This is a genomic window from Neorhizobium sp. NCHU2750, from assembly GCF_003597675.1.
GTDB lineage: Bacteria > Pseudomonadota > Alphaproteobacteria > Rhizobiales > Rhizobiaceae > Neorhizobium.
Window position 1 is genome coordinate 978,011 of record NZ_CP030827.1, and the last position, 12,078, is coordinate 990,088.

Here is a 12,078-nt window from a genome sequence, read left to right on the forward strand (position 1 = left end):
TTCATGGCGCAGGTCCGGTCGCCCGGCGCGCGCCGCTGGGAATACTCGGATGTCAGATCTTTGCCGGATCGACGATACCGAGCCAGGTGGTCAACGCCAGAAGCGGCGAGCCCCAGAGAGCCAGCGTCAGCAGATAGGCGATGACGAGCGTGCCGGCCATCAGCATACGCTTGGCCGAGTAGTTCATCCGTCTCTTGATCGTCATGGCCTAACCTCCTCTTTCGACTCTCTATTCCAACCGGCCGTCATTCCGCCGCCGGCGCGCCCCGTGTGACGATCCCCAGATCGTCGCTTTCGCGCACCTGCCGCAGGTGTTCCTCCGCCTGCGTTGCCTCGCGCTGCCGGTTCCACATCGATGCATAGAGCCCGCCCTGTGCCAGAAGATCGGCATGCGTGCCGCGTTCGGCGATTTCGCCGGCGCGCAGCACGATGATCTCGTCGGCGCCGATCACGGTGGAGAGCCGATGGGCGATGACCAGCGTCGTGCGGTTCTTCGATACCTGGTCGAGCGCCGACTGGATTTCGTGTTCGGTCGTCGTGTCGAGCGCCGAGGTGGCTTCGTCGAGGATCAGGATCGGCGGCGCCTTCAAAACCGTGCGGGCAATCGCAACGCGCTGCTTTTCACCACCCGAAAGTTTCAGCCCGCGTTCGCCGACCTTCGTCTCATATCCTTCCGGCAGCTGCTTGATGAAGCCGTCGATCTGGGCGATCTCGGCGGCGGCCTGCATCTCGGCCTCGGAAGCGCCGGTTCGGCCGTAGCGGATATTGTAGGCAACCGTGTCGTTGAACAGCACCGTATCCTGCGGCACCATGCCGATCGCGGCCCGCAGCGACTTCTGCGTCACCGCGCGCACATCCTGCCCGTCAATGGTGATCGACCCGCCCTGGATGTCGTAGAACCGGTAGAGCAGCCGGGAAATCGTCGATTTACCCGCCCCCGAAGGGCCGACGATCGCCACCGTCTTGCCGGCCGGCACGTCGAAGGAAATGCCTTTCAGGATCGGCCTTGCCGCATCATAGAAGAACTGCACGTCGCGGAAGGAGATCGCCCCCTTCTGCGCGGCATCGGCATTGAGCACCAGCGGCCTGGCATCCGGCCGGTCGACGACTTCTGCCTCGACCTCCAGGAGGTCGAACATCTGCTCGATATCGGTGAGGCCCTGGCGGATTTCGCGATAGACGAAGCCGATGAAATTGAGCGGCACGGAAAGCTGCATCAACAGCGCATTGACGAACACGAAATCGCCGATCGTCTGGTCGCCGCGCTGCACGGCAAGCGCCGACATGATCATGATGATGGTTTGGCCAAGCCCGAAGATCAGGCCCTGGCCGAAGTTCAGCCAGCCGAGCGAGGTCCACACTTCCGTCGCCGCCTTCTCGTAGCGTTCCATCGAGGCATCGAAGCGCTTCGCTTCCATCTCCTCGTTGCCGAAATATTTGACCGTCTCGAAGTTCAGAAGCGAATCGATCGCCTTGGTATTGGCGTCCGTATCGCTGTCGTTCATCGTGCGGCGGATCGAGATGCGCCAGTCGCTCGCCTTGATGGTGAACCAGATATAGGCGGCGACGGTGGCCGCCGTCACGGCCAGATACCAGAACCCGTAGGCCGTCCAGAAAATGACCGCCGTCATCAGGAACTCGATCAGCGTCGGGATCGAGTTCAATATGGTGAAACGGACGATCGTCTCGATACCCTTGGTGCCGCGCTCGATGATGCGCGACAGGCCGCCCGTCTTGCGCTCCAGGTGGAAGCGCAGCGAAAGCTCGTGCATGTGGACAAAGGTCCGGTGTGCCAATTGGCGCACCGCATATTGGCCGACCGAGGCAAACAGCGCGTCGCGCAGCTGGTTCAGTCCCACCTGCAGGATGCGGGTAAAGTTATAGGCAATGACGAGGACTACGGCGCCGAGCAGGAAGGCCGGCAGCACGCCTGCCATGTCGAACTTGCCGTTCAGCGCATCCGTCGCCCATTTGAAGAAATAGGGGACCGATATCAGCACGAATTTGGCAAGGATCAGCAGGACCGTTGCCCACAGCACGCGGGCCTTCAGGTCGGCCCGTCCCGTCGGCCACATATAGGGCCACAGATTGATCAGCGTACCGAACGGGTTGCCGGCATCCGCCGATACGATCTTCTTTTTCTCTGCCATGAAACGCTCCGGTCGCCGGCTTGAAGGCGGGCCCTCGGCACATAGGCGGCAAAGCGCTTAGTTGCAATGCATGAGCCCTGCTTTTCCGGCGAAAGCAGAGGTTCCTGGTCTTCGGCGGCGCCACCTTACGCGGCGGTACCGGCCGGCCAGCTGAGATAATAGTTGTTGTCGCCGACCATGCCGAAATAGGCGCTGTCGCCCGTTGCCTTATCGATATGGCTGGAATCGGCGTTGCGCACATAGAGCCCGTGAGAATCGCGCACCAGCCCGTTCCTGAGGAAACTGCTCCATTGCGAGGAGGCAACGCTGGTGATCTCGCCGTTGGATGTCGCGCCCGCTCCATCCGATATGGTGGCGGCGGCAGGATCCCACGCGGCGACCTGTTCGCCGGCCTCGACATTCGTCACGGTAAGCTCGCCCTGCGAAAAGGCTTGCCGCATCGTCGCCGCCATCTGCGCCGTATCGGGGCTCGATGCCAGCGTATCGATCTTCTTCTTCACCGCCTTCATGAAGGCGGCAGAAGACATGTCCTCGACCGAGCCGTCGTCGTCCGCCTCTACCTTCGCGCTCGCCATCGCCTGCTGCACGGAGGCCAGCGCGGAGGAAAGATCCGCGTCATAACCGTAATCGTCGTCCTCATCGGATGAATCGGCATAGGTCAGCGCGGCGAGTGCTGCAACGGAGGAGCCCGATGCATTGCCTCCCGATTCGCCCGAATTGTTCTGCGTGGCCGTAGTGGCCGTCGATGCTGTTTGCGGTGTCCAGAGCCGTGTGGAACTGATGCTGGAAATCATTTTGTCCTCGCGAAGAATATCGGCTTGGCGTGAAGAGAATCGGTATTTCCAATGGCGGAAACCTCTCACGGCGGTCCTGCGCGAAACTGATCACAAGTCAGGAGTTGTGATGTGGCGCGATTGCACACGCGGCTCTTGCCGCACCGGCGATGGCCGGTTCGGTGAACGGTAGGGAAGGGGCAGGCGGTGGTATTCTTGGGGTTTGGTATGTCAGGCTTTCCGCCTGCCCCGACCGCTTTCCGAAATCGTCGGGGACGTGTCAGTTCCCGTTCGATCGCGGTTGCGACCATCACCGGAAACCGGGCCCTTCAGAGCCGGGAGATGACGACCGGTTCGCGACCCGGTTTCCCATCCGATGACGCCACGATCATCGCATCGACGTTGAGCGCGGGGATAAAGTGACCGCGGAAAAAATGCCAAGTGGCTGAAATCGAAGCGGAGATTTTCCTGCCGGGCTCGAAATCGTCTCCGCGATCCACATGAATTTACCGTGCTCTGAAACGAAAAACGGCCGGCACTCGCTTTGAGCTGCCGGCCGCAATCCCTGTAGGGGGCTGAATATCAACCCTTGTGGTGCATCATCCGCTCGCGATGCAGCTCTTCCGAATCGGGGCGGAACTGGTCCGGCACGCCAAAGATCTGGCCCGGCTGGATGATGTCCGGATTGGCGATCTGCGCCTCGTTGGCGAGATAGATTGTCGTGTAGCGCACGCCCTGACCATAGACGCGCCGCGCAATCTGCCACAGCGTATCGCCGCGGCGGATGATCACCGAGTTGCTCTCGCTCTGGGTAAGCGGCGCCTGTTCGATTGTGCGCGTGCCGCCGGCAGTTCCATCGGCCGAGGCCACGGTCTGCGGTGCGCCGCCGAACTGCTGCGCAAATGCGGGGCCGACCGTATCAGCGATCAGTTTCGTCAGCTTGTCGATGGCAGCACCCACGGCGGCCACCTCGCGAGGAAGCGCATCGAGTGCCTGCCGAGCTGCGGCCGCGCGCTGGCCGGTCGTGCCGACGATCTCCGTCGCGCTGACCGAAGCGCCGGCGGGCAGACGGTATTCGGCGAGTGACTGCAGGGCGATACCGGTCGCCGAGCGGGCAGCCGCCATGTTTTCCAGGGTCGGCACCTTGCCGCCGTCATAGAGGCCCTTGAGCAGCGAGAAGGCCTTGGCGACCTGGCTGCGCAGATTGTCGAATGCGCCGCCATCGATGGCCGAAACGCTGCTTGCCGTCGACGGTGCGGCGATGGCCGCGACCTGATCGCCCGCCGGCCGGTTGAACGGCACCTCGACGCGCACGATCACCTGGCCGTTGGCAGCGAGTGTCTCGACCGAGATGCGATGGTCGCCGACCGTCAGGTTGGCATTGCCGTCGATGACGAAATGGCCGTCCTGGCCTGCCTGTGACTGCCCGATCACGGTGCCGTCGGCGGAACCACGAACCTTGAGCCCCGGACGCGAGATGCCGGCGATGAAGATCTTAGAGCCTTCGATCTCGACGGCGGAGATCTGCAACTCGCTCGACATGGTGGGCTGCGCCAATGCGGCTGCGGAGCCGGCGGCGGATGCGACATCCGTCGAGCCGACAGTTGCCGAGCCGGTGGCGGCTGGGGCCGTCGAGGGTGCAGCAGGCGTCGCAGCGGCCGTGTTGCCATCGGCAGCCGGCGCGATCTTTCCGGCGTCTTCCGGAACGGTGATCAGCCGGCTTGCCTTGCCGGGCTTGCTCACCATGGCAAGCAGCTTGCCGCTCTTGTCGGCGGGAATGGAAACGGTGGCGGTTTCTTCGGACGTCGTCACCTTGCCGTCCTTGCCAGTGGCCTTCAGCACCAGCTGGTAGTCGCCGGGCAGCAAAGGCTTGTCGAGCACGATGGCGAAATCGCCGCTCGGGCCAACCTCGGCCTTGCCGTAAACGGTATCGCCATTGGCAACTTCGAGCGTCGAATTGGGCGCCGCATGGCCGGCAATCACGGCAGATCCGTCAGGCTCGACACGCAGCACGTCGAAGCTCGGCGTATTGACGGAGGCGGCCTGGTCCGCGGGAGCGCTGCCGGCCGGAGCGTTGGCTGCTGGCGCGGCGGCAGACGGCGCCTGCGGTTCGGCCTTGGCGGTCTCTTCCGGCGTGGTGGGCGCAGGCTTCTGGCCCTCTTTCACCGCGTCCTTGACGGCTGTTCCGGCCGCGTTGATCGCCTCGCCGATAGGCTTTCCGTCCTTGTTGAGCCTCGGCATCACGACGAAGATCATCAGGAGGGATGCAATGGCAAGTACAAGCAATGCGAGCCAGCCGGCACGGTTCTTCATCGTCTATCGCCTCACGGGGCCATGTGTTACGGGGCATATGCTTCCGCTACTTTACCGATTAGCCGGTTCCACCCTTCTTAACAAGCTTTTCACACCATAAAGCCTTGCTCTTGCGGGCTTTTCCCGTCAATTTTGCGCGACGCGGACCACATTCCGCGCCAGTTGAAATGCCCAATGGAGAAAACTGTGCCAATACGATCCATCTGCGTCTACTGCGGTTCCCAGCCGGGCCGCGATCCGGCCTATATCGCCGCCGGCCGCGCACTCGGCAAATCGATTGCCGCACACGGGCTTCGGCTGGTCTATGGCGGTGGAACCAAGGGCATCATGGGGGCGGTGGCCGCCGGCGTTCTCGCCAATGGCGGCGAGGTCACCGGAATTATCCCGGAATTCCTCGTCGACATGGAGGCGACCCGCCATTCGCTGGGCCAGCTCAACGAACTGATCGTCACCAAGGACATGCATGAGCGCAAGCACAAGATGTTCGAGCGCTCCGATGCCTTCGTCACGCTTCCGGGTGGCATCGGCACGCTGGAGGAAATCGTCGAGATCATGACCTGGGGTCAGCTCGGCCGCCACGAAAAGCCGATGGTCTTCGCCAATATAGGCGGCTTCTGGGATCCGATGCTGTCGCTCGTCAATCACATGCGCGCTGAAGGCTTCATCCACCGCGCCAATCTGGTTCAGCCCCTGATCATCCCGGACGTGGACGACATCGTGCCGGCGATCATCGAACGCGACGAGATCACCGCTTCGTCGAAGGGCGAAGACGCTGTTATTTCAAGGTTGTAACGGAAATATTTCAGGGATGGTGCGCCGCCGGACGGGCGGCGCATTCTCAGCCGGCCACACTCAATCGACGATGAAAAGCTTGGCGCCGGTCTCGGTATAGGAACGGTGCGGCTCGGCCTTGTCGGCCACCTGGTAGCTCATGCCCGGCTTCAGCGTGAACACGCGCCCGTCAGCGAGTTCCGTATGCAATTCGCCTTCGAGGCAGAGCAGGATATGCCCCTTCTCGCACCAGTGGTCGGCGAGATAGCCCGGCGAATGATAGACCATGCGCACCCGGATCGAGCCGAAATTGCGGGTCCGCCAGGTGGAGGTTCCGGTTTCGCCCTTGTGCTCCGTCGGCTCCACGTCCGACCAGTCGGTCGTGCCGAAGGGAATATCTGACATCTGCATGGAATCGCTCCGTCCTGAATATCTAGCGCCCGCGTAGCTGGCGCAGCATGGCAATCGTATAAAGCACGAGCGCCGCCCAGATCAGCACGAAGCTCGCAAGCTTGATCGTGCTCAACGGTTCGCCGAAGGCGAAGATGGCGACGAGGAAGATCAGGGTTGGAGCAATATACTGCATGATGCCGATGGTCGAGAGCTTTAACAGCTTGGCGCCATTGGCGTAGATCATCAGCGGTCCGGCGGTGACGACGCCGGCAAGCGCCAGCATCACGGTGTCGAAGGTCGTCCCGCCGAGGAAGTGGCCCTGGCCTGTCGCTTCGAGCCAGATCACATAGGGCAGCATCGGAATGCTGATCAGCAGCACTTCAAGGAAGAAGCCCTGGTTCGGGCCGATCGGCAGCGTCTTGCGCAGCAGCGCATAGATGCCCCAGGTGAAGGTCAGCGCCAGCGATACCCAGGGCAGCCCGCCTGCACCCCAGGCGAGAATGGCGACGGCTACGACCGCAAGCCCGATCGCCGCCATCTGCAGTGGGAGAAGCTTTTCCCGCAGCACGACGGCCGCCAGGAAGACGCTGAACAGCGGATTGATGAAATAGCCGAGTGCCGCATCGAGCGCGTGGCCGGAGCCGACCGCCCAGACATAGATGCCCCAGTTGGCGGTGATGAAGGTCGCCGTGACGCAGGCCATGCCCAGCATGCGCGGGTTCTTCAGCGCCGCCCCGACATCCTGCGTCCGGCGAAGCAGAAGCAGGACCACCCCGGCGACCGGCACAGACCAGATCGCCCGGTGCGCCAGCACTTCCATGGCAGGAAGATGCCCGATGGCCTTCAGATAGAAAGGCAGGAATCCCCAGAGAAAATAGGCTGTCAGCCCGAAGGCGAAGCCACGCGGCGTGTCCTCGTTGGTCGCGGCGGGGCTGGCATTGTCGGTGGCCATGGGCGCGTTTCCTGCGGTGTTTCCGGCATTCTGTTTTGGTTGTCCTGCCGCAATACAGGATTGCGTGACGGCCCACCAATTCAATTCGGTGAACCTCGCATTGAGATAACTCATCCATGAGCTCAATCCGGCGGCGCATTCCTCGTCGGCGCTTTCGGTGATGATCGACGTCGGTCCGATCTCCCCATTTTTCGGAGAGATGATCTCTGCTTTCGCAGGATTATCGCCTTCGAATGGAGAAGGCATATTGGTCTGCAGAAACGGAAGCGCACCGAGCCCTCGGCCCCTTCCTGCCACTTCCATCTTGCGGAGAGCGATCATGTCCTACGGATTTCTCGATATAGCCTCTACCCCGAGCGTCAGGGCCGTGCAGGCGGAAATGGGCGTCGATCACATGTGGACCGATTTTGCCGGCGATCGGGCTATGGACCGGTTCACCGCGGGCGAACAGGCCTTCATTGCCAGCCGCGACAGTTTCTACATGGCAACGGTCTCCGAGAGTGGCTGGCCCTATGTCCAGCATCGCGGCGGCCCGGAGGGTTTCCTCAAGGTGGTCGACGACCGCACGCTTGCCTTCGCCGATTATCGCGGCAATCGCCAGTATATCTCGACCGGCAATCTGGCCGCCAACGACCGCGCCTGCCTGTTCCTGATGGATTATCCGCACCGCGCCCGTCTGAAGATCTATGCCCATGTCGAAAAGCTTGCGGTCGATGCCGATCCGGCTCTGGCGGAACTGGTGACCGACAAGAACTACCGGGGCAGGGCCGAGCGGATCTTTCGCCTTCGCCTCGAAGCCTTCGACTGGAACTGCCCGCAGCACATCACACCGCGTTTCAACGAACGCGAGGTGGCCGAAGCCGTCAGGCCACTGCAGGAGAGGCTGCGCCAGCTGGAGGCGGAAAATGCTGAATTGCGGGCAAGTGCAGCGGGAGGAACCGCCTAGCTGCCGATCGGGAAGACGGCGCGCAGGCGAGGCAGCGCGAAGTCGAGGAAGCTGCGCATTTTCAATGGCATCTGGCCCCTCGATGCATGGATGAGGTTGACCGGGAAAGGATCGGTTTCATGCTCTTCGAGGATGATGGAAAGCGCGCCGGCCTTCACCGCATCGGCGACCTGGTAATGGAACAGGCGGATGATCCCGGCATCGCGGGTGGCAGCCCTGACCGCCGCCTCCACCGTGGTGACCGAGAGGCGGGTTAGGGGCGGGATCGCCAGGATGGAGCGGTCTCCCGGATCGCGGAACTGCCAGCCCGGCTGGGATAGCGGCGCGTCGATGGTGACTGCAGGAAAACGGGCGAGATCCTGCGGCGTGGACGGTGTGCCGTGCATGGCAAGCAGTCCGGGACTGGCGCAGACCACCATGCGCACCGAGCCGATCGCGGTGGCGATCATCGAACTGTCCTGAAGGCGGCCGATCCGCACCGCCATGTCGATATGGTCGTCGATGAGTTGCAGGTTTCGGTCCTGAAGCATGAGGCGGATGTCGATCTGCGGGAAACGGGCCAGGAAGTCGGTGACCACGGGCAGCACATGCAACTGGCCGAACTGGATCGGCGCGGTGATGACGAGCCGGCCCTTTGGCACGGTGAATTCGCCCGCGGCCTCCCGTTCGGCCTCCTTCACCGCGTCGATGATCCGCCTTGCGGCGGACAGATAGGTGGCGCCGGCATCGGTGAGTTCGATCCTGCGGGTGCTGCGGATCAGAAGCCGGGCGCCGATCGTCGTCTCGAGATCGGAGATTTTACGGGTCAGCGTCGTGACCGGGACATTGAGCGACCGGGCGGCGGCGGAAAAGCCGCCCCTGTCGGCAACCTCGATCAGCATCGACATGGCTTCTATGCGGTCCATTGCCTTCCCTGTTTCCGGCCGTCCGGCGCGACTGCGCCCTCAGCCGGCTTGCATGCCGACGGTCAGGCGCCCTGCGTCAGCGTCGGAAGTTTCGATTTTAATGTCAACCGCTTGTTTAATTTCAACCACTTGGAGAACCGAAATGAAAAGCTTGCTGACCGCTCTTGCCCTGGCGCTTCCGTTGGCGCTGCCCCTGTCGCTTGCCGCCACTGCAAGCATTTCTTCACCGGCCGCCGCCGCCGACATGGTCGCGACGGCAAAGCCTGCGCCCGTCGTCGTCCATTATCGCTATGCGACGGTCGATGGCGTGAAGATATTCTACCGCGAAGCCGGCCCGAAGGATGGCCCGGTCGTGCTTCTGCTGCACGGCTTTCCGACGTCCTCGCACATGTTCCGCAACCTGATCCCGCTTCTCGCCGACCGTTATCGAGTCATTGCCCCGGATTATCCGGGCTACGGCCAGAGCGACGCGCCGGACCATACCGCCTTCGCCTATACCTTCGCCCATGTGACCGACATCATCGACGATCTTTTGGGTCAGATCGATGCCAAGACCTATGCCATGTATGTGATGGATTACGGCGCTCCGGTCGGCTATCGGCTGGCGCTCAAGCATCCGGAACGCGTCTCGGCGCTCGTCGTCCAGAACGGCAATGCCTATGAAGAGGGGCTGGCAGCCTTCTGGGACCCGATCAAGACTTATTGGGCAAGCGGCGCAACGAAGGATCGCGACGCCCTGTCTAAGCTGGTGACGCTGGATATAACCAAGTTCCAGTATACCGATGGCGTCAAGGACGTCTCGCGCATCAGCCCCGACAACTGGCTGCAGGACCAGGCCCTGCTGGACCGGCCCGGCAACAGGGACATCCAGCTCGACATGCTCTACGACTACCGCACCAATGTGCCGCTCTATCCTCAGTTCCAGGCCTTCTTCCGCGACCGTAAGCCACCGACGCTGATCGTCTGGGGCAAGAACGACAAGATCTTCCCGGAAGTGGGCGCCCATCCCTATCTGCGTGACCTGCCCAAGGCCGAGATCCACATGCTCGACACCGGCCATTTCGCCCTTGAAGACAAGCTCGACGAAATGGCGCCGCTGATCAACGATTTCCTCGACCGGACGCTGTTGAAGCGATAGGGGCTCGCGCTGAGGAGGGGCCATCGGGAAATGAGAGGGCGGCACATATCGTGCCGCCCGAAGTCGGTTCAGCCGTCGAAGCGGCAGACTGCGATTGTTCTATCCTGACGCGCACCCATATGGCAGATAGGATGGGCCATGTGGGTTCGGTGTGAAAGCGGCAGTCGCCGTGAGGGTGGGCAATGGGTAACCGAAATATTCTGTCTGTTGTCGCGATAGCCTCGGCAGCGGTGCTGTCTCTTGCGCTTCCAACCCAGGCGAAAAACGACCGTTTCGACGATCCGAGCGGTACCTCGGTCTATGATCAGACCCTCAACGATCTCATGACCCAGAGCATTGTCCGCGATCTCGCCTCTGTGCGAGCTGAATGCATGGCGGGGTCTCCCGTCTATCGGCTGGATTGCATCCGTCAGGGGCTGGAACTGACATCGCGGCGTGCGCCCTATCACGGCGACTATGGCCCGATGCGCGAAGCCTTGAGGGCCGGTGCGGCGGCGGTTGCACCGATCATCGACGCCGATGCCGATACCGACAGGGACAGGCTGGAAGTCGATCCGGGCACCAATCCGCGTTTCAAGGCGCGCCGCTATTACACCCCGACCAAGGCCGGCAGCTACGACGCGACGAAGGCCGACGCATTCAAGGCGCTGGACGCCACCCAACAGCGCCTGCTGGAGATCGGCAAGCGCTCACCCGACTGGTACCGCGCCTATACGACGGTCTCGATCGCCGTCGCCTCGCTGGCGGATGTGCTGCGGAAATAGTGGTGCGACGCTTAGAGCCTTTCCTGGTTAAATTGAAGCGCTCTGCCGGAGCAGATTTTCGACAGGGCAAAGGCGATTGGCGACGGGCATACCCTGCGGTACGTCCGAGCCGATCGCCTTTGCGCTGGCGGAAAGATGCCCGGCCCTTCGGGTTGGCTGAAGCGGGCCGCCTGATCGACCGGCCGGCTTGGCCGTAAGCTTTGGCTACGACGCGCGCCGGCCGGTCGACTATGCGACTCCGCTTGAGCCAACAGAGCGTTTCAATTTAACCAGGGAAGGCTCTAAGCCGCAGCCGTGCTGCCTGGTGACGGCATCCGGCTCACCTTCACCGTCACACGCCGGTCAAGCGCATTCAACACCCTGACCAGCCGATCGATGGAGAAACGACCGAGATCAGCATTGCGAATGCGGGACAGATCGGCCGCCGTGACGCCGACAAGTTTTTCTGCTTCGCGCGCCGTCAGCCTGCGGCGATCGAGCGTCGCGATGATTTCCGCTGCAAGCTGGGCCTTCATCAGCTTCGTGTCTGCATCCGGATCCCCCAGGTCGGCGTAGATATTGCCGCTGCCTTTGACAATGTCGAAGTCGTCTTCGGTCATCCCAGCATCTCCTTCAGTCGCTTGATCCGGGTATTGATCAGCTCGATTTCCTTCTGGGGCGTTGCAATGCCCTTTGTCGATTTCTTCTGGAAGGCATGAACGACCCAGATCGCATCACCCAACTGTACAGCATAGATGGCCCTGTAGGCGTCTGAGCGGTATGGCAGCGCGATCTCGAACACGCCCGGCCCCAAGCCTTTCATCGGCTTGGCTATATCTGCCTTCTGTCCGAAACTGGCGATCGCGAGCGCATCCTTCATGCGTTCCTGAACGGCTTCGGGAAATGTTCCGAAGTCCTTCAATGCCGCCTTGATCCAAGCGATCTCCCTCATGCTGCAATGTTGTCATATCTGACAATTCGTTTGCAAGTGGAT

General features: G+C 62.1%; 13 protein-coding genes. 4 read left to right on the forward strand and 9 right to left on the reverse strand.

What is annotated here, in order from left to right; translation table 11 throughout:
- Window positions 1-52: 52 nt before the first annotated feature.
- The 4 genes from NCHU2750_RS30350 to NCHU2750_RS04840 all read right to left on the reverse strand — a co-directional run bounded on the left by NCHU2750_RS30350 (window position 53) and on the right by NCHU2750_RS04840 (window position 5,236).
- Complete coding sequence (locus tag NCHU2750_RS30350) at window positions 53-205, reverse strand: hypothetical protein (protein WP_162939494.1); 153 nt, start codon at window positions 203-205, stop codon at window positions 53-55.
- A 40-nt stretch (window positions 206-245) separates the two neighbouring features.
- Window positions 246-2,150 (reverse strand): ABCB family ABC transporter ATP-binding protein/permease, encoded by a 1,905-nt coding sequence (locus tag NCHU2750_RS04830; protein WP_119939421.1) that lies wholly within the window; start codon window positions 2,148-2,150, stop codon window positions 246-248.
- Window positions 2,151-2,275: 125 nt separating this feature from the next.
- Window positions 2,276-2,944, reverse strand: a complete 669-nt coding sequence (locus NCHU2750_RS04835; RefSeq protein ID WP_119939422.1) for a hypothetical protein — start codon at window positions 2,942-2,944, stop codon at window positions 2,276-2,278.
- Window positions 2,945-3,505: 561 nt separating this feature from the next.
- Window positions 3,506-5,236, reverse strand: a complete 1,731-nt coding sequence (locus NCHU2750_RS04840) for a LysM peptidoglycan-binding domain-containing protein (protein WP_119939423.1) — start codon at window positions 5,234-5,236, stop codon at window positions 3,506-3,508.
- Window positions 5,237-5,410: 174 nt separating this feature from the next.
- On the opposite strand from NCHU2750_RS04840, the gene NCHU2750_RS04845 reads away from it, so the two are divergent.
- Complete coding sequence (locus tag NCHU2750_RS04845; protein ID WP_119939424.1) at window positions 5,411-6,028, forward strand: LOG family protein; 618 nt, start codon at window positions 5,411-5,413, stop codon at window positions 6,026-6,028.
- A gap of 60 nt (window positions 6,029-6,088) precedes the next feature.
- Here the strand turns inward: NCHU2750_RS04845 and NCHU2750_RS04850 are convergent, their stop codons facing one another.
- Window positions 6,089-6,418: a DHCW motif cupin fold protein gene (locus NCHU2750_RS04850; RefSeq protein WP_119939425.1), complete on the reverse strand. Its 330-nt coding sequence runs from the start codon at window positions 6,416-6,418 to the stop codon at window positions 6,089-6,091.
- A 22-nt stretch (window positions 6,419-6,440) separates the two neighbouring features.
- Complete coding sequence (rarD, locus tag NCHU2750_RS04855) at window positions 6,441-7,352, reverse strand: EamA family transporter RarD (RefSeq protein WP_119942959.1); 912 nt, start codon at window positions 7,350-7,352, stop codon at window positions 6,441-6,443.
- Window positions 7,353-7,671: 319 nt separating this feature from the next.
- Between rarD and NCHU2750_RS04860 the strand changes: the two genes are divergently transcribed.
- Window positions 7,672-8,298, forward strand: coding sequence for a pyridoxamine 5'-phosphate oxidase family protein (locus tag NCHU2750_RS04860; RefSeq protein WP_119939426.1), 627 nt, complete (start codon window positions 7,672-7,674; stop codon window positions 8,296-8,298).
- Here the strand turns inward: NCHU2750_RS04860 and NCHU2750_RS04865 are convergent.
- Window positions 8,295-9,203 (reverse strand): LysR family transcriptional regulator, encoded by a 909-nt coding sequence (locus NCHU2750_RS04865; protein WP_119939427.1) that lies wholly within the window; start codon window positions 9,201-9,203, stop codon window positions 8,295-8,297. The two genes, NCHU2750_RS04860 and NCHU2750_RS04865, sit on opposite strands and share 4 nt — an antisense overlap.
- Window positions 9,204-9,345: 142 nt before the next feature.
- Between NCHU2750_RS04865 and NCHU2750_RS04870 the strand changes: the two genes are divergently transcribed.
- A complete protein-coding gene (locus tag NCHU2750_RS04870; RefSeq protein WP_119939428.1) occupies window positions 9,346-10,341 on the forward strand; it encodes an alpha/beta fold hydrolase in 996 nt (331 codons plus the stop codon).
- Window positions 10,342-10,523: 182 nt separating this feature from the next.
- Window positions 10,524-11,105, forward strand: a complete 582-nt coding sequence (locus NCHU2750_RS04875; RefSeq protein ID WP_119939429.1) for a hypothetical protein — start codon at window positions 10,524-10,526, stop codon at window positions 11,103-11,105.
- Window positions 11,106-11,386: 281 nt separating this feature from the next.
- Here NCHU2750_RS04875 and NCHU2750_RS04890 read toward each other — a convergent pair whose 3' ends face one another.
- Both NCHU2750_RS04890 and NCHU2750_RS04895 read right to left on the reverse strand, forming a co-directional pair.
- Entirely contained in the window at window positions 11,387-11,704 is a 318-nt protein-coding gene (locus tag NCHU2750_RS04890; protein WP_119939430.1) for a helix-turn-helix domain-containing protein, read from the reverse strand.
- Window positions 11,701-12,036, reverse strand: coding sequence for a type II toxin-antitoxin system RelE/ParE family toxin (locus NCHU2750_RS04895; protein WP_119939431.1), 336 nt, complete (start codon window positions 12,034-12,036; stop codon window positions 11,701-11,703). The genes NCHU2750_RS04890 and NCHU2750_RS04895 overlap by 4 nt, the downstream gene beginning before the upstream one ends.
- Between the last annotated feature and the right edge of the window lie 42 nt (window positions 12,037-12,078).